Annotated in this window: 16 protein-coding genes, 1 tRNA gene and 1 pseudogene; 3 read left to right on the top strand and 15 right to left on the bottom strand. The window is 64.6% G+C overall.

The window, feature by feature from the left end; translation table 11 throughout:
- Positions 1-83 precede the first annotated feature (83 nt).
- The 6 genes from DL899_RS12975 to ald form a co-directional block, all read right to left on the bottom strand.
- Positions 84-527 carry a DUF1810 domain-containing protein gene (locus DL899_RS12975; protein WP_111734785.1) on the bottom strand — a complete coding sequence of 148 codons (444 nt, stop codon included), beginning with the start codon at positions 525-527 and terminating at the stop codon, positions 84-86.
- A gap of 85 nt (positions 528-612) precedes the next feature.
- Complete coding sequence (gene hutU, locus DL899_RS12970) at positions 613-2,283, bottom strand: urocanate hydratase (RefSeq protein WP_111734784.1); 1,671 nt, start codon at positions 2,281-2,283, stop codon at positions 613-615.
- Complete coding sequence (gene hutG / locus DL899_RS12965; RefSeq protein WP_111734783.1) at positions 2,280-3,074, bottom strand: N-formylglutamate deformylase; 795 nt, start codon at positions 3,072-3,074, stop codon at positions 2,280-2,282. The genes hutU and hutG overlap by 4 nt, the downstream gene beginning before the upstream one ends.
- 37 nt (positions 3,075-3,111) lie before the next feature.
- Positions 3,112-4,647, bottom strand: coding sequence for a histidine ammonia-lyase (gene hutH, locus DL899_RS12960; RefSeq protein WP_111734782.1), 1,536 nt, complete (start codon positions 4,645-4,647; stop codon positions 3,112-3,114).
- Positions 4,644-5,834, bottom strand: a complete 1,191-nt coding sequence (hutI, locus tag DL899_RS12955; protein ID WP_111734781.1) for an imidazolonepropionase — start codon at positions 5,832-5,834, stop codon at positions 4,644-4,646. Before hutI ends, hutH begins: the two co-directional genes overlap by 4 nt.
- A 182-nt stretch (positions 5,835-6,016) precedes the next feature.
- A complete protein-coding gene (gene ald, locus DL899_RS12950; RefSeq protein ID WP_111734780.1) occupies positions 6,017-7,135 on the bottom strand; it encodes an alanine dehydrogenase in 1,119 nt (372 codons plus the stop codon).
- 150 nt (positions 7,136-7,285) lie between these two features.
- Here ald and DL899_RS12945 point away from each other — a divergent pair, with 150 nt between their 5' ends.
- Entirely contained in the window at positions 7,286-7,744 is a 459-nt protein-coding gene (locus tag DL899_RS12945) for an Lrp/AsnC family transcriptional regulator (RefSeq protein WP_111734779.1), read from the top strand.
- Between the two features lie 57 nt (positions 7,745-7,801).
- Positions 7,802-9,397 (top strand): GMC family oxidoreductase, encoded by a 1,596-nt coding sequence (locus DL899_RS12940; RefSeq protein ID WP_111734778.1) that lies wholly within the window; start codon positions 7,802-7,804, stop codon positions 9,395-9,397.
- A 54-nt stretch (positions 9,398-9,451) separates the two neighbouring features.
- On the opposite strand, the gene pnp is transcribed toward DL899_RS12940, so the two are convergent.
- The 8 genes and pseudogenes from pnp to DL899_RS12905 form a co-directional block, all read right to left on the bottom strand.
- On the bottom strand, positions 9,452-11,584 hold the full coding sequence (gene pnp, locus DL899_RS12935) for a polyribonucleotide nucleotidyltransferase (protein ID WP_111734777.1): 2,133 nt from the start codon (positions 11,582-11,584) through the stop codon (positions 9,452-9,454).
- Between the two features lie 205 nt (positions 11,585-11,789).
- Complete coding sequence (locus tag DL899_RS12930) at positions 11,790-12,233, bottom strand: YqfO family protein (RefSeq protein WP_239494701.1); 444 nt, start codon at positions 12,231-12,233, stop codon at positions 11,790-11,792.
- Positions 12,234-12,314: 81 nt separating this feature from the next.
- Entirely contained in the window at positions 12,315-13,013 is a 699-nt protein-coding gene (locus DL899_RS12925) for an ArsR/SmtB family transcription factor (protein ID WP_111734776.1), read from the bottom strand.
- A 145-nt stretch (positions 13,014-13,158) separates the two neighbouring features.
- Positions 13,159-13,428, bottom strand: coding sequence for a 30S ribosomal protein S15 (gene rpsO, locus DL899_RS12920; RefSeq protein WP_111734844.1), 270 nt, complete (start codon positions 13,426-13,428; stop codon positions 13,159-13,161).
- A 151-nt stretch (positions 13,429-13,579) separates the two neighbouring features.
- Positions 13,580-14,692, bottom strand: coding sequence for a calcium-binding protein (locus DL899_RS12915; protein ID WP_111734775.1), 1,113 nt, complete (start codon positions 14,690-14,692; stop codon positions 13,580-13,582).
- Positions 14,693-14,795: 103 nt separating this feature from the next.
- Positions 14,796-15,248: an NAD-binding protein gene (locus DL899_RS19895; RefSeq protein WP_239494703.1), complete on the bottom strand. Its 453-nt coding sequence runs from the start codon at positions 15,246-15,248 to the stop codon at positions 14,796-14,798.
- Positions 15,249-15,338: 90 nt separating this feature from the next.
- A pseudogene (locus tag DL899_RS19890) lies at positions 15,339-15,733 on the bottom strand (NAD(P)-binding domain-containing protein); the annotation flags it as partial.
- 109 nt (positions 15,734-15,842) lie between these two features.
- Positions 15,843-16,871: a LacI family DNA-binding transcriptional regulator gene (locus DL899_RS12905; protein WP_111734774.1), complete on the bottom strand. Its 1,029-nt coding sequence runs from the start codon at positions 16,869-16,871 to the stop codon at positions 15,843-15,845.
- A gap of 139 nt (positions 16,872-17,010) precedes the next feature.
- Between DL899_RS12905 and DL899_RS12900 the strand changes: the two genes are divergently transcribed.
- Positions 17,011-17,087 (top strand) — tRNA-Arg (locus DL899_RS12900).
- Between the two features lie 342 nt (positions 17,088-17,429).
- On the opposite strand, the gene DL899_RS19420 is transcribed toward DL899_RS12900, so the two are convergent.
- Positions 17,430-17,738, bottom strand: coding sequence for a hypothetical protein (locus tag DL899_RS19420; RefSeq protein WP_162685575.1), 309 nt, complete (start codon positions 17,736-17,738; stop codon positions 17,430-17,432).
- Positions 17,739-17,852: the final 114 nt, after the last annotated feature.

The following is a 17,852-nucleotide window of genomic DNA, read 5'->3' as shown; positions in this document are numbered from 1 at the left end:
CGCTGCGTTGCAGGCGCCCCGGCCCTGATGAAATCACGTCGTTTCGTTTGGTCTACCTCCTTTGGGTGTTTGAGTCTTTTTGGTCATCCGGCGTCCACACCGGATGCCTTGCCGCCCTGATGCAGCAAGTCTTTCGTCAATCGACATTCCGTGCCAGAAAAAAACGCATCAATCAGCGCGCCAAACACGTCCTCTGCGCCGCCCGCGGCACGAAAGAGCGTGGCGCAGGATCGCAGCTTGAGCGCATCCACGGGGCCAAGGATATCCTCGGCTGGCCGGTCGGCATGCGCCAACATCGCCCGCCCGATCTCCAGCAGGCGCGGCCCCAGCACCGGATGGGCCAGAAAGGCGCGCGCCTCGTCCAGATCAGCAATGCCATAGTGTTGCGCCGTTCCCGACCGCCCCAGCCCGCGCAACTGCGGAAAGACGTACCACATCCAGTGGCTGACCTTCTGCCCGCGGCGGATTTCTTCCAGCGGGGCGGGCCAGATGCGCGCCTGCGCCTCTATGAACCGCTCAAGGCTCACATCACGCCCCGGACCTGATCCGGGGCCTCCTGTCCAGCAGCGGGGTCCCGGGTCAGGCCCCGGACGGGTATGATGACTTTGCGGATCACCCAAGGATCCCCGGCAGGTTCAACCCGTGCTTGCGCGCGCAGTCGATGGCGATCTCATAGCCGGCATCGGCGTGGCGCATGACCCCGGTTGCCGGGTCGTTCCACAGCACCCGCCCGATGCGGCGGTCGGCGTCTTCGGTGCCGTCGCAACAGATCACCATGCCGGAATGCTGCGAAAAGCCCATGCCGACGCCGCCGCCGTGATGCAGGCTGACCCAGGTCGCCCCGCTGGCGGTGTTGAGCAGCGCATTCAAAAGCGGCCAGTCGCTGACCGCGTCCGATCCGTCCTTCATCGCCTCTGTCTCGCGGTTGGGGCTGGCCACCGATCCGCTGTCGAGGTGATCGCGCCCGATCACCACCGGCGCCTTCAGCTCGCCCTTGCGCACCATCTCGTTAAACGCAAGCCCGGCCTTGTGCCGCTCGCCCAGGCCGATCCAGCAGATCCGCGCCGGCAGGCCCTGAAAGGCGATGCGGTCACGCGCCATATCCAGCCACTGGTGCAGGTGGGTGTCGTTGGGGAACAGCTCCTTCATCTTCTGGTCGGTGCGGTAAATATCTTCGGGATCACCCGACAACGCGCACCAGCGGAACGGCCCCACCCCGCGGCAGAAAAGCGGGCGGATATAGGCCGGTACGAAGCCGGGAAAGGCGAATGCGTTTTCCAGCCCCTCTTCCAGCGCCACCTGCCGGATGTTGTTGCCGTAATCCAGCGTCGGCACGCCGGCGTTCCAGAAATCGACCATTGCCTGCACATGCACCTTCATGCTGGCGCGGGCGACCTTTTCCACCGCCTTGGGGTCGGTTTCCTGCTTCGCCCGCCATTCCGCCACGGTCCAGCCCTGCGGCAGGTAGCCATGCACCGGGTCATGGGCGCTGGTCTGGTCGGTCACGATGTCCGGCTTGACCCCGCGCCTGACCAACTCGGGAAAGACATCCGCGGCGTTGCCGATCAGCGCGACCGACCTGGCCTCGCCCGCCTTGGTCCAGCGGTCGATCATCCCCAGCGCCTCGTCCAGCGAATGAGTTATCTCGTCGACATAACGGGTGCGCTTGCGGAATTCGGCGCGGGTTTCGTCGCATTCAACCGCCAGGCAGCACGCCCCGGCAAAGACCGCCGCCAGCGGCTGCGCGCCGCCCATGCCGCCCAGCCCGCCGGTCAGGATCCAGCGCCCCTTGAGGTTGCCGTCATAGTGCTGTCGCCCGGCCTCGGCGAAGGTCTCGAAGGTGCCCTGCACGATGCCCTGGCTGCCGATATAGATCCAGCTGCCGGCCGTCATCTGGCCGTACATCATCAGCCCCTTGCGGTCGAGTTCGCTGAAATGGTCCCAGGTCGCCCAGTGCGGCACCAGGTTGGAGTTGGCGATCAGCACCCGCGGCGCATCCGCATGGGTGCGGAACACGCCCACCGGCTTGCCCGACTGCACCAGCAAGGTCTCGTCATCTTCAAGCCCCTTGAGCGTGTCGACGATGCGGTCGAAATCCTCCCATGTGCGGGCGGCGCGACCGATGCCGCCATAGACCACCAGCTCATGCGGGTTCTCGGCCACGTCGGGGTGCAGGTTATTCATCAGCATCCGCATCGGCGCCTCGGTCAGCCAGGACTTGGCCGAGATCTCGGGGCCGGTATCTGGATAGATGTCACGCGTGTTGTGGCGGGGGTTGGTCATGTCAGCTCTCCTTGGCGGGCCAGCCTGTCCAGGCTTTCCAGTATCGTGCGCAGATGCGGGCGCAGGCGGTCGGCGCGATCGTGGTCGTATTCCCACGGCGCCGCCTCGTGCATGTAGGTCGATTGCGCCAGTTCCATCTGGATCGCGTGGCGTCCCTCGGCGGGTCGGCCGTAATGGCGGGTGGTCCAGCCGCCCTTGAAGCGCCCGTTCAGGATGCTGCTGAACCCTTCGGCTGCCCCTGCGATCCCGGCCACTGCCTCGGCCACCTTTGGCGCGCAGGTCGTCCCGTCATTGGTACCGATGTTGAAATCGGGCAACGTGCCGTCGAACAGGAACGGGATATGCGAGCGGATCGAGTGGCAATCGTACAGCACCACCACCCCGTGGAGTGCCTGCACACGGGCAAGTTCGGCCTCCAGCGCGGCGTGATAGGGGGCATGAAACGCCTGCCGCCGGGCGATGATGTCGGCCTCAGTCGGCGGGGTCTCCCAGATCGGTTCGCCGTCGAAATCGGTCAGCGGCACCAGCCCGGTGGTGTTCTGCCCCGGATAAAGCGAAACGCCCGACGGGTCGCGGTTGGCGTCGATGACGTAGCGGTGAAAGGTGGCGCGCACCACGGTGACGCCGGGCAGCAACCCCTCATAAAGCTTGTGGATATTCCAGTCGGTATCGTCCAGCCCGCGCCCGCGCGGGTTCAGCCGCGCCCGGATGTCGTCGGGAACATGCAGCCCGGTATGCGGCATGCCCAGCACCACCGGCCCGTCGCCGCGGATCACCTCGACGGGGGTCATGGGCGCACCTGTTTCGTCATTGAGCAAGGCTGATCCATCACACTTCTCCCAGCTTCATCTCGAGCCCAGCCGCGCCGGCCAAGGCTCCATCACGCACCAGTGCCGCCGCCGCCGCCAGGTCGGGGGCGAGATAGCGATCCTCGGCCAGCGCCGGCACCGCCTCGCGCAACCGCGCCACCGCGCGTTGCAGGGCAGCACTGGTCGCCAGCGGCGCACGGAATCCGATGCCCTGCGCGGCGCAGATCGCCTCGACCCCCAGGATGGTGTTGAGATTGGCGTTCATCCGCCCCAGCCGCCGGGCGGCATGGGCCGCCATGCTGACATGGTCCTCCTGGTTGGCGGATGTCGGCGTCGAATCGGTGGTGCAGGGATTGGCCAGGTGCTTGTTCTCGCTCATCAGGGCGGCGGTCGTCACCTCGGCGATCATCAGGCCGGAATTCAGCCCCGGCTCGGGCGTCAGGAACGGCGGCAAATCAAAGCTCAGCGTCGGATCGACCATCAGCGCCACGCGCCGCTGGGCGATGGCGCCGATCTCGGCCAGCGCCACGGCGATCTGGTCGGCGGCAAAGCCGACCGGTTCGGCATGGAAATTCCCGCCCGACACGATGCGCCCCTCGGCCACCAACACCAGCGGGTTGTCGGTGACGGCGTTGGCCTCGATTTCCAGCGTCCTGCCGGCCTGGCGCAACAGGTCGATGGCCGCGCCGCTGACCTGCGCCTGGCAGCGGATGCAATAAGGGTCCTGCACGCGGCTGTCGCCTTCGCGGTGGCTTTCGCGGATCTCGCTGCCCTCCATCAGCGCGCGCTGCGCGCGGGCGGCCTCGATCTGGCCGGGATGGCCGCGCAGGGTATGGATGGTATCCACCAAGGGCGCGGTGGACCCCATGATCGCATCCGTCGACAGCGCCGAGGTCACGATACAGGCGGTGGCGTTGCGCCATGCCTGCCAGAACCCGATCAGCGCCAGGGCGGTGGAAAACTGGGTGCCGTTGATCAGCGCCAGCCCCTCCTTGGGGCCCAGGACGACAGGCTCCAACCCCGCCTGCGCCAACGCCGCCGCACCGTCCATCCGTTGGCCGCCGATCATTGCCTCGCCCGCGCCGATCATGACCGCCGCCAGATGCGCCAGCGGCGCCAGGTCGCCCGAGGCGCCGACCGACCCCTGTTCGGGCACCACCGGGATTACCCCGCGCGCCAGCATCTCTTCGATCAGGCGCACCGTCTGCCAGCGCACGCCAGAGGCCCCGCGCCCCAGCGACAAGAGCTTGAGCACCATCATCAGTCGCACCGCGTCCTCGGCCAGCGGCTCGCCCACCCCGCAGCAATGGCTGAGGATCAGGTTGCGTTGCAGCGCCTCGGTCTGCTCGGGCGGGATCTTGACGCTGGCCAGCTTGCCGAAACCGGTGTTGACGCCGTAGACGGCCTCTTCACCCGCCGCTGCGCACGCCACCAGTTGGGCCGCCGCCTCGACATCCGGCTGCACCGAACGATCAAGCGTCGCCGCGCGCCCCTCGCGCCAGATACGTTCCAGCTGGTCGAGCGTCGCGCAGCCGGGCGTCAGAACCTCGGTCATTCCACACCTCCGAAAATCCGCCGATGCAGCGGGGTGAAGCCGATGCGATAGGCCAGTTCTGCTGGGCGTTCCGCATCCCATATCGCCAGGTCGGCGCGTTTGCCCGGCGCGATCACCCCGCAATCGTCCAGCCCCAGCGCCTTTGCCGCGTTGCGCGTGACGCCTGCCAGCGCCTCTTCGGGGGTCAGGCGGAACAGCGTGCAGCCCATGTTCATGGCCAGCAGCAGTGATGTCATGGGCGACGATCCGGGATTGCAATCGGTGGCCAGCGCCATCGGCACGCCATGTTCGCGGAATGCCGCAACCGGCGGCACCTGCGTTTCGTGCAGGGTATAGAAGGCCCCCGGCAGCAACACCGCCACGCTACCCGATTTCGCCAGCGCAGCCGCGTCACCCGCATCAGCGTATTCGACGTGATCCGCCGACAGCGCGCCGTATTCCGCCGCCATCCGGGTGCCGCCGATATTGCTGAGCTGTTCGGCATGCAGTTTGACGGGCAGGCCCAGCTTTCTGGCGCGATCAAAGACCGGGGCGATCTCTTCGACCGAAAAGGCGATGCCCTCGCAAAAGGCGTCGACCGCATCGGCCAGCCCGGCCTTGGCCGCGGCCTCTAGCGCGGGCAGGCAGACCTCGGCGATATAGGCGGCGTTGCGGCCTTTATATTCCTCGGGCACGGCATGGGCGCCCAGAAAGGTGGTCCTGACCCAGATATCGCGCACGGTGGCAATTCTTCGCGCGACGCGCAGCATCTTGAGCTCGGTCTCGATATCCAGCCCATAGCCGGACTTGACCTCGATCACGCTCACGCCCTCGGCGATCAGCGCATCGACCCGCCGCAATGCGTCAGTCAGCAACGCATCCTCGGACGCGGCGCGCGTGGCCCGCACGGTCGACACGATGCCGCCACCGGCGCGCGCCACCTCTTCATAGCTCGCCCCTTCGAGGCGCATCTCGAACTCGCCCGCGCGGTCGCCGCCAAAGACAACATGCGTATGGCAATCGATCAGCGCCGGGGTGATCAGCCGGCCCTCCATGTCCTCGCCGGCCTCGGCCAGCGCGGGGGGCAGGTCACACTCGGCCCCGACCCAGCGCACCTTGCCGACGTCGATCGAAACCGCCGCGCCCTCGATCAGCCCATAGGGCGCATCCCCGGCCATGGTGGCAACACTTGCATTCCGCAACAGCATCGGCAGCGCCTTTCGATCGGTCCCTTACTGATTATTATGTATGCACATAATATCAACCAAGGCAAGATGCCCGCCAACGTCGCGACAAAAAAAGACCGCCCCCGAAGGGAGCGGCCAAAACCCGGCGCCGGGCGCACATAGACGGGAGGGAAGTCTCAGCCCGCCCGCACCGGTATGCCGGGCTAAGCCCTGATCGCCATTTGGGGTGAAATCACGTCGATGCCCAGCGCCTTGCCCACCGCGTAATAGGTCAGCTGCCCGGCATGCACGTTGAGGCCATCCAACAAATGCGGATCGTCAGCACAGGCCTGTTTCCAGCCCTTGTCCGCCAGCGCCAGCATGAACGGCATCGTCGCGTTGCCCAGCGCCTGGGTCGAGGTCCGCGCCACCGCGCCCGGCATGTTCGCCACGCAGTAATGCACCACGCCGTCGATCTCGAATATCGGCTCGGCATGGGTGGTCGGGCGCGAGGTTTCAAAACAGCCGCCCTGGTCGATGGCCACGTCGACCAGCACCGATCCCGGCTTCATCTGCGTCAGCTGGTTGCGGCGAATCAGCTTGGGCGCCGCCGCCCCCGGGATCAGCACCGCGCCGATCACCATGTCCATCCGCGGGATCAGCTCCTCCAGCGCGGCGGCGTCGGAATACTGCGTCGTCAGCCGCCCCATGAACACGTCATCGAGATAGGAAAGCCGCGGCACCGACCGGTCCAGCACGGTGACATTGGCCCCCATGCCGACAGCCACCCGCGCCGCCGCCGCCCCGACGACGCCGCCGCCGATGATCGCCACGTTGGCCGGGCGCACACCGGGCACACCGCCCATCAGCACACCGCTGCCGCCATTGGCCTTTTGCAGCGCCCAGGCCCCGCTTTGCGGCGCCAGCCGGCCCGCCACCTCTGACATCGGCGCCAGCAGCGGCAGCCCGCCGCGCGCGTCGGTCACGGTTTCATAGGCGATGGCGGTACAGCCCGACGCAAGCAGGTCTTTGGTCTGTTCGGGGTCGGGGGCCAGGTGCAGGTAGGTGAACAGAACCTGCCCCTCGCGCAGCATCTTGCGTTCGACCGCCTGCGGTTCCTTGACCTTCACGATCATATCTACCTCGGCGAATACCTCTTCGGCGGTCTCGGCAATCCGGGCACCGGCGGCCTCATAGGTCGCATCCGTGAAGCCGGCACCTTCGCCCGCGCCGGCCTGCATCATCACCTGATGACCATGCGCCACCGCTTCGCGCACGGCGTTGGGCGTCAGGCCGACACGATATTCCTGCGGTTTGATTTCTGTCGGGCATCCGATCTTCATGCGCCGTTCCTCCCTGTGGCATGTTGTCATAATCATTGGGCCAGAATGCCCCAACCCGAACGGAATTGGGTTGAAATATTCTCCCTCTCCTTGACAAATCTGCGCGGGTTCTTCGAGGTACTACTGTAGTTATCGAAGATTATTGCGAATATGACACTCGATGCAACAGACCGTCGCCTGCTGTCGGTGCTTCAGCGCAACGGCCGGATTTCCAACGCCGACCTGGCCGAGGCGGTGAACCTGTCCGCCAGCGCCTGCCACCGCCGTGTCGGCCGGCTGGAAAAAGACGGCTACATCCGCGGCTACGTCGCCCTGCTCGATTCGCACAAGCTGGGGGTTTCGGCGACGATCTTTGTCGAGATCACCCTTTCGACCCAGGCCGATGACGTGCTCGAAGCGTTCGAGAAGGCTGTGCGCCGCATCCCCGACGTGCTGGAATGCCACCACACCGCCGGCGCGGCGGATTACATCCTCAAGGTCGTGGCCGACAGCACCGAGGATTTCGCCCGCATCCACCGCCAGCACCTTGCCCGCCTGCCCGGCGTGGCCAAGATGCAGTCCAGCTTTTCACTGCGCACCGTTTCCAGCACCACTGCCCTGCCTCTCTGAGCGGCGGACAACACCGATCCACTTGCCAACCCATCCGGCTGCGGTCAAATTGCCGTCATGGAAACAGATTACATCATCGTAGGTGCCGGCAGCGCCGGTTGCGTTCTGGCCAACCGCCTTAGCCGGGCGGGGCATTCCGTGCTGCTGCTAGAGGCCGGCGGGCGCGACAATTATCACTGGGTGCATATCCCTGTCGGGTATCTCTACTGCATCGGCAACCCGCGCACTGACTGGTGTTTTCGCACCGCCGAAGAACCCGGCCTGAACGGCCGCTCGCTGCTATACCCCCGTGGCAAGGTGCTGGGCGGGTGCAGCGCCATCAACGGCATGATCTACATGCGGGGCCAGGCCGCCGATTATGACGGCTGGCGTCAGATGGGCCTGCCCGGCTGGGGCTGGGATGACGTTCTGCCCTATTTCAAGCGATCAGAGGATTACGTCGACGGCGCGTCAGAACATCACGGCGAAGGCGGTGAATGGCGGGTGGAAAACATGCGCCTGCACTGGAACGTGCTCGACCACTGGCGCGATGCCGCCGTGGCCGCCGGGCTGCCCGCGACAACGGACTTCAACACCGGCAACAACGAGGGCGTCGGCTATTTCAAGGTCAACCAGCGCAACGGCTGGCGCATGACCACCGCCAAGGCGTTCCTGCGCGCGGGCACCGGGCCGGGCCTGAAGGTGGAAACCCATGCCCATACACAGCGCATCATTGTTGAGGCTGGCCGCGCCGTGGGGGTCGAGTATTCGCATAACGGCGAACGCCGGACCGCACGCGCCCGGGCTGAGGTGATCCTGTCCGCCGGGGCGATCAGCAGCCCGCAACTGTTGCAACTGTCGGGGCTGGGACCCGGTGAGCTGCTGCACGAACACGGCATCAACGTCGTGCGCGACATTCCCGGCATCGGCCGCAACCTGCAGGACCACCTGCAACTGCGCTGCGCGTGGCGGCTGTCGGGCGCCAAGACGCTCAACACCATGGCCAACTCGCTTTGGGGGAAGATGGCCATCGCACTGGAATACGCATTCAAGCGTTCCGGCCCCATGGCGATGGCACCCAGCCAGTTGGGCGCCTTTGCCAAGTCACGGCCGGAACTGGCCACGCCCGACCTGGAGTTCCATGTTCAGCCGCTTTCGCTCGACGCCTTTGGCGAGCCGCTGCACAATTTCCCTGCAATCACCGCCAGCGTCTGCAACCTGCGCCCCGAGGCGCGCGGGCATGTCTCCATCGCATCACCCGACCCGCAGACCGCGCCGGTCATCGCCCCCAACTACCTGTCAACCGAAGGGGACAGACAGGTTGCCGCGGCGTCGATCCGCCTTGCCCGCCGGATCATCGAACAAGAGCCGATGCAGCACTTCGCGCCCACCGAGATCATGCCGGGTTCAGACGCCCGGTCGGATGCGGAGCTTGTCCGCGCCGCGGGCGACATCGGCACCACCATCTTTCACCCGGTCAGCACCGTCCGAATGGGGGCAGAGGACAACACCCCGCTTGATGCGCGCCTGCGCCTGCGCGGGGTCGACGGCCTGCGCGTGGTCGATGCCTCGGTTATGCCGACCATCACCAGCGGCAACACCAACGCGCCCACGATCATGATCGCGGAAAAGGCCGCCGACATGATTTTGGAGGACGCGCGCAACCGGGCATGAAAAAGGCCCCGGCGTTTCCGCCGGGGCCAAATAGCGTCAGGACTGACCACAAACTCAGTCCTCTGCGTCTTCCTTCTTCATCTCTTCGCCGGTTTCCTGGTCGACCATTTTCATCGACAGGCGCACCTTGCCGCGGTCGTCAAAGCCCAGCAGCTTGACCCAGACCTCCTGGCCCTCTTTCAGAACGTCCGAGGGGTGGTTCAGGCGGCGGTTCTCGATCTGGCTGACATGCACCAGCCCGTCGCGCTTGCCGAAGAAGTTCACGAAGGCGCCGAAATCGACGATCTTGACCACGGTGCCCTTGTAGATGTGCCCCTCTTCGGGCTCAGCCACGATGGCGTGGATCATGTCATACGCCTTCTGGATCGCGTCGCCGTTGGGCGATGCAATCTTGATGACGCCATCGTCGTTGATGTCGACCTTGGCGCCCGAAACCTCGACGATCTCGCGGATCACCTTGCCGCCCGAACCGATCACTTCACGGATCTTGTCGGTCGGAACGGTCATCGTCTCGATGCGCGGTGCGTGAACCGAGAAATCACCAGCCTCGGTCAGCGCCTTGGCCATCTCGCCCAGGATGTGCAAGCGGCCATTGCGGGCCTGCGCCAGAGCGTTCTTCATGATCTCGGGGGTAATGCCCGCGACCTTGATGTCCATCTGCAGCGAGGTGATGCCATTTTCGGTGCCCGCAACCTTGAAATCCATGTCGCCGAGGTGATCCTCGTCGCCCAGGATGTCGGTCAGGATACCGTAGGAGCCATCCTCTTCCAGAACCAGGCCCATCGCAACGCCGGCAACCGGCGCCTTGAGCGGCACGCCCGCATCCATCATCGACAGCGAACCGCCGCAAACCGAGGCCATCGAGGATGAGCCATTCGATTCGGTGATCTCGCTGACCACACGGATGGTATAGGGGAAATCGGTCGGCGCCGGCAGAACCGCCTGCAACGCACGCCAGGCCAGTTTGCCATGCCCAACCTCACGCCGGCCCGGAGGGCCAACGCGCCCCGCCTCACCCACCGAGTAGGGCGGGAAGTTGTAGTGCAGCAGGAAGTTCGAGCGGAAATTACCGTGCAGCGCGTCGATGATCTGTTCATCGTCGCCAGTGCCCAGCGTGGTCACCACCAGGCTTTGCGTCTCGCCACGGGTGAACAGGGCCGAACCGTGGGTCCGCGGCAGCAGGCCGGTTTCCGACACGATCGGGCGAACCTCGTCCAGTGCGCGGCCGTCGATCCGCTTGCCCGACTTGACCACGTCACCGCGCAGAACCGTCGACTCGAGCTTTTTCAGCGCCGCCGACAGGTTGGCGTCTGCCTGCTGCTCTTCGCTCAGCGCCTCGATGACCTTGGCCTTGACGTTGGCAACGGCGGTCTGGCGTTCCTGCTTGTCGAGGATTGCATAAGCCGCGCGCATCCCCTCTTCGCCCGCTGCGCGGACCGCTTCGAACAGCTCGCTGTAATCCGGCGGGGAATAGTCAAAGGGTTCCTTCGCGCATTCCTCTGCCAGCGACACGATCAGGTCGATCACCGGCTGGATCTGCTCATGCGCAAAGGTGACGGCGCCCAGCATCTCTTCCTCGGACAGCTCGTAAGCCTCGGATTCGACCATCATCACCGCATCCCGCGTACCGGCGACCACCAGGTCGAGCCGCTGATCGGGATTGAGGCGCAGCTGGTGCATGTCCTCGACCTCGGGGTTGAGGATGTATTCGCCATCCGAGTACCCGACACGGCAGCCGGCGATCGGCCCCATGAAAGGCACGCCCGAGATGGTCAGCGCGGCGCTGGCCGCGATCATCGCCACAATATCCGGGTCGTTGACCAGGTCGTGGCTCAGCACGGTGCACATCACCAGCACTTCGTTCTTGAAACCGGGTGCGAACAGCGGCCGGATCGGCCGGTCGATCAGGCGCGCGGTCAGCGTCTCTTTCTCGGTCGGACGCGCCTCGCGCTTGAAAAAGCCGCCGGGCACCTTGCCCGCAGCATAGTATTTTTCCTGGTAGTGGACAGTGAGGGGGAAAAAGCTCTGCCCCTCCTTGGGTTCCTTGGCAAAGGTCACGGCTGCCATGACCGTGGTTTCACCCAGGGTGGCGATGACCGAACCATCGGCCTGTCGGGCGACACGCCCGCTTTCCAGTGTGAGCGTCTCTTCGCCCCACTGCATGGTCTTCTTAACTTCGTTGAACATATGTCGTTTCCTGTCTGGAGGCACTCTTGGGCGTATCCCAAGTCCTCCGTTTCAATGGCGGCCCCATTGCCGCCGACCCCTTATCCTGTTCATGCGCCCGGGGTCAGGGGCATCACGTCTCGGATGCGCCCCTATAGAGGAGATTGGCCACAATTGAAAGCGGCGATGTTTCGCAGTCGCGCGGCTCACGGATAGGACCGGACGGCTAACGGTGCGGTTCAGGCACCCAGTCCTCTGGTTCCCGGTTCCAGAACCGGTTGGGGTTGTCCTCGTCCAGTCCGTGGATGTGCAGCGTGCGCAGGCACGGGATGACATGGATCAGCGGCTCCTCATAGGGATGGGCCGCATAGACCGCCTTGAGAACCTGCACCGTCGCGGCGTCATCGCGGGCGATAAAGAACGAAAGCTCTGCGCAGGGCACCTCGACCGCTGTTTCGGTCGCCACGTTGCGCCCGGTGCCCAATGACCTGAATTGCTGGATGCCCGGTGCTGTCCTGAAAATCACGCGGTCATAGCCGCCATATCGAAGCGGGGCGGCAGTGAGAACTGCGTCGATGATCCGTTGAACATGCGCATCCGGTACCTGCACGACGATCCTCAGCCCTCCTTCGGGAATGAACCTGTCGTTCTTCAGCTGTGGCAGCGGCATGGCATCCCCCGTCTGGTTGCCCGCCATCACTAGCGCGGAAACTCCCTCCCGAGGGGAAAGACGGTTCGCTATCGGTCGAACTCACACGGCGTGAACGGAGCCGAGTTCGTCGCCAGCAATACCGAACCAGCGATCGAGCGCCGCGAAACCGCTGTCGGTGACGGTCAGGGCACGGCTGCCGGTGCGGCGTTCCAGCCACCCGGCCTCCAGCGCCCTTTGCAGAATTGCCGTGGCCAGCGGGCCGGCGATATGATGCCGCCGTTCCGTCCAGTCGAGGCAGAGTTTCGCCGGGGATTTTGCCCCGCGAATGGGCTCTATCCCGATATCGCCGAGGAATTCTCCATACCGCGGCCCGGGCGTTACGGCATCGCCCGTAACGCTCAATACCCCCGTGGCAATCAAGCGGTCTGACATCAGGACACCAAGTCGCCCGGCGATGTGGTTGTAACAGCTGCGCGCCAGGCGTGTGTCCGCGCCAGCGCTCCCCGGCCGGGCCAGGTGATCTGTGAGTGACAGGCTGGCCAGCCGTTCCAGCACGGCAGCGACCTCCGCGCCGGCAATCCGGTGATAGACATGCCGCCCGCTGCGCAACGATACCGTCAGGCCGGCCGCTTCAAGCTGCTTCAGATGCGCGGTTGCGGTCTGCGGCGCGATACCGGCGGCGCAGGCCAGTTCCTTGTTGGTGAACGCCCGCCCGCCCATCAGCTCGCACAATATGCGCGTGCGGCTGGGATCGGCCAGCGCCGCGCCAATGATATCCAGCCTCGGTTCAACGGTCATGATAGCAATGATACCGCCATATCGCCCCCGCGCCCACAAGGAACGATGCGGTCGTGGGCGAAAGGTTCCAGGCCGATCCCCCCAACAACAAAACGCCCGCCTCTGTCCGAGGCGGGCGCTTCCCGATCCATCCGGATCGAAATTCCTAGCGGCGGATGCCGAGGCGCTTGATCAGGTCCTGGTAACGGCCCTCATCCTTGCCCTTCAGGTAATCCAGCAGCTTGCGGCGCTGGGCCACCAGCATCAGCAGACCACGGCGACCGTGGTTGTCTTTCTTGTGGATCTTGAAATGCTCGGTCAGCGTGGTGATCCGCGACGTCAGGATCGCAACCTGCACCTCGGGCGAACCGGTGTCGCCTTCCTTGGTGCCGTATTCCTTGATGACGCGGGCCTTTTCTTCGGCAGTGATCGACATCGGGGTCTCCTTTTCGGAACAGATGTGAAGGGCACAAGCCGGGATGTCGTCCAGCAAGGTCCTGTGGGAGATATCAGCCGACTCTGCGGCAGATGGGCGCGTATAGGAGGAATCGCACGAAATGGAAAGGGAAAATCCCGCGCCCGGTGCGTCAGATCACGCCGCGCGGTACCAGCGCGATATCGTCAAGGCCCATTCCTCCGGCGCTGTGCACCAATGCCACCTCTGCCCCGTCGAGCAGAACCCGAAACAGCCCCTCTTGATCCTCGTCGCGGACAAGATCGACCTCGGGCATCTCGCCATTGTGGTCATACTCGATCAGCAGGCTGTCCTCTTCGGAAACGAAATCCATGATTTCGATCACCGGGCCGGTGCCGGTATCGCCGCCCAGCAGCATGGTGTCGGCCCCGGCGCCGCCGGTCACGACATCCGCCGCCCCGGCGATGATGTTATCTGCCCCGTCGCCACCGTTCAGGTAATCAGTCATGCCGTCATCCTCTCCGTCGGGGCCAAGCCCGTTCACCAGATCGTCGCCATACCCGCCGAATAGCGTATCCGCCCCGTCACCGCCAGTCAGCGTGTCGTTGCCGTAATAGCCATGTACCGCGTCATCGCCCGCACCGCCATCCGCCATGTCATCGCCCATGCCGCCGGCAAGGCTGTCATCGCCTTCGCCCCCCAGCAGGGTATCGTCGCCGCCATGGCCGTATAGGTCATCATCGCCGCTGCCGCCCTCGGCCAGGTCATCGCCCTCCTGTCCGTGCAGAGTGTCGTCGCCGGCCTCGCCGAACAGGCTGTCGTCACCTTCGCCGCCCTCGATCTGGTCGGTGCCTTCACCGCCGGACGCCATGTCGTCACCGCCATAGGCGACCAGGAAATCATTGCTCCCGGTGCCAGTCAGGGTGTCGTCCTCATCGCCGCCGGTGGTGATGCCCCAGTCAACGGATGTTTCGGGGTCCGCATCCTGGCCGGCATCGTCCGTGGCATCAATGTCCCCGTCCCCGACGGCGCCTTGCGTGTCGTCACCCTGGTCAGGGCCGGCGGCGGGTCCGTCCGCGGTCTGATCCATGCCTGCCGCGGGCATTTCCGGCCCGCCGTCCAGCAACGCGCCGACATCGGTCATCCCGCCACCGGCCGCATCCGCGCCATTGCCGGCTTCGCCCTCGACCGAACCGCGGGCAAGAGCTTCATCTTCGTCATCCGCACCCATAAAGGCGACGGCCCCGACGGCCAACATACCCATCATGCCCACCAGCATAAGCATCGCACCGATCCCACAATTCCCCAGTCGGATTTTGGCAGGACCGCACTCCCGAAATCAACAGAATCGGGGCGGCAGGGTTAACATACAGTTGCGGCGGGCAGGCCTACGACGCGGTGCGCCCGTGGGGGATGACCTCGTATCCCGGCTCTTCGGGTTCGTCATCCGTCATCTCGGCAGGAAAGCCGGGCGCAGTGATGTTCAGCCCTGTCGCCTCTTCCAGCCGGCGGATGATATCGTCGGACTGCGCCCGTTCGCCATAGCGGCTGATGCCGTCCCTGAATATCTCGATCATCAGCGGCGATATTTCCAGCGGCACGCCGGCGCGATCGGCAATCTCCTGGAAGAGGCCGATATCCTTTTTCACCAGGTCCATGGTGAAATTGATGTTGCGGCTGCCGTTCAGGATCACCTGGCTTTCGGTCTCATGCACGAAGGAGGTGCCGGAACTGATGGCGATGGCGTCATAGGTCGTGGCCAGGTCGATACCGGCGGCCTTCATCGTCACCAGCGCCTCGCAGCAGGTCAGCAGGTTGGCGGTGGCCAGGTAGTTGGTCATCACCTTCAGGGTCGAGGCGGTGCCAAGATCGCCGGTATGCAGCACGCGCCGCCCCATCACCGTCAACAGCGGCAACACACGCTCGAAACTGGCGCGATCGCAGCCCGCAAAGATCGAGATGTTGCCGGTATCGGCGCGGTGGCACCCGCCCGAAACCGGGCAATCGGCCGCCGTGCCACCGCGCGCGATCACCTCGGCGCCCAGGCGGCGCACCTCGGCCTCTTCCGTAGTGGACATTTCCAGCCAGATCTTGTCCGGCCCGACCTCGGGCAGCATCTCGTCCAGCACGGCGGCAGGCACGTGATCACCGTATCGCACGCGCGCATCATCTCGGCAGGGCTGTCGCCCACCTTGGCCCCGCGTTCGACAAAACTGCCGACCAGCCCCGCGTCAAGATCGTGCACCGACAAGTCGATACCGTTGCGCAGCAGCGAGCCGGCCAGCTTGCCGCCGACATTTCCCAGACCTATGAATCCGACCTTCATTCCCTGTCCCTCTCCCTGGGTGTTGCGAGGCATGGCGCCATTTCCCGAAACCGGTCAGAAACCGGCGAGAGGGTCTGTTCCATCTGCGACAGAAATGGCGTCTTTGCGGCTACCTTCGCCGCAGCGTATCCCCGTGGCTGATCGTCGGCTCCAGAACGATACGCTCTGGCTCGGCTTCGCCGTCGTCCTCGTCGACCCGGCCGGCGATGATCTCGGCCGCCTTGCGCCCGATCTCGTAGCGGCACGAATCCATGCTCGCCAGTTCGCGCGGCAGCCCCTTGCACAGGTCCAGCCCGTTGAACCCGGCCAGCCCCATCCGGCCGGGGATGTCATAGCCCGCCTCAAGCAGGTAAAGCAGCCCACCCGCGCCGATCAGGTCATTGGAATAATAGAAGAAATCCAGGTCGGGCGAACGCTCAAGAACGGCCTTGGTCATCTCGCGCCCCTTGGCCAGCGCCGAACCGCCGGAATAGAATTCGCGGTCCTCGATCTCGACCCCGGCCTTGGCCAGCGCCTCGGTAAACCCCTCGAAGCGTTTGCGCGCCCGGTGGTCCTGCGCCATCTTCGTGCCGAGAAAGGCGATATGTTCGTAACCGTCCTTGAGGATCGCCTGCGCCATCTTTCGACCCGCGCGCCGGTGCGAGATGCCGACCACCGAATCGATCGGCGTGCCGTCCACATCCATGATCTCGACCACCGGGATACCAGCAGCCTGCAACATCGCCCGGCTGCCCTCGGAATGTTCGAGCCCGGCCACGATCACCCCCGAAGGCCGCCACGACAGCATCTCGTAGAGAACCTTTTCCTCTTTTTCCGGGCTATAACCCGTGATCCCCACCACCGGCTGCAGGGCGGTTTCCTCCAGCGCGTCGCTGATCCCGCTCATCACCTCGGGAAAGACCATGTTGGAAATCGACGGAATCACCACCGCCACCAGGTTCACCCGGTTCGACGCCAGCGCGCCGGCGATCTTGTTGGGCACATAGCCCAGCGCCCTTGCGGCCTCGAGCACCTTCTCCCGCGTAGCCTGCGAAACGTCGCCGCGATTGCGCAGCACCCGGCTGACGGTCATTTCGGAAACGCCTGACGCCTCGGAGACATCGCGCAGGGTCAGGGGGCGGTTGACAGGTTTGGCCAAGGCGGGATCGTCCTTCAGCGAATATGATCAAGCGTTATCGCAAACACCGATACCAGTTCAAGCGTTGCGAATTTCCTGACGTCAAAGCGGAACTCGGCGATGACAAGCCGCAACACTGCCGCTAAAGAGGGGCGCACGCGGCCCCGTGGCTCAACTGGATAGAGCAGCCCCCTCCTAAGGGGCAGGTTGCAGGTTCGAATCCTGCCGGGGTCGCCAAAACCACCTGAAAAATATGGAGTCAAAATAAGCAGATGAGTGCGCAAACGAAAGCATAAGCATGCGCATAGGCTGTCAAGAGATATTCTTCCTGGAAGTTCTACCTTCATGGAATCTGCGTTAAGTTCTTACGAACGCTTTTTTCTGGGGCCTTCTTGACCACTTCACACAGTTAGGGGGGGCGGCGAAGTCAGTATCATTCGGCCATGACACCGCGACTTTCGACAATAGTTGCTTTCTGCGATTTCGGCCGGCAGGCTCGGGGGCCTGATCTTGCTCGGACGACACGTCCCATTGAAGGGCGGTCAGGCGCAGTCACGAATGCTCTTGGGACATCCGGGGTCACGAATCGACGGAGCGTAGCACCTTCTCCACGTCCTGACGCTCGTACAGAAAGCCGTAATCCTGACCGTCGGGGGAAAAGGGGGTAACACCGGCCGCTCTCAGCCGGGCGAGACAGGTTCGCTTGTGAAGACCAAACTCCCTCTCCATCATGCTGGATGTCATGAAACGCCGGCGAAACGCTGCAATGTCGCCCGGCGTCACGTACGGCACAGGTTTTCCGGTTCCCGCATGGGGAACCGTTCCCGCCGGGGTGTGCCCCGCCGCGATCAGCGCCAGAAAGCGGCCCTTGTCACGGCTTTGTTGCACAAATTGGCTGAGGGATTCACTGTTTGAATCCAGCGTGATAGCTGGCTGTCATGAGCAGTTGGTCACCTACGAAGTACAAGACCAGGAACTGGCCTTCGTACAACACGGCGCTGA

Origin of the sequence: Roseovarius amoyensis, from assembly GCF_003260265.1 — a bacterium.
Lineage (GTDB): Bacteria > Pseudomonadota > Alphaproteobacteria > Rhodobacterales > Rhodobacteraceae > Roseovarius > Roseovarius amoyensis.
This window is presented reverse-complemented; position numbering and strand designations above follow the sequence as displayed.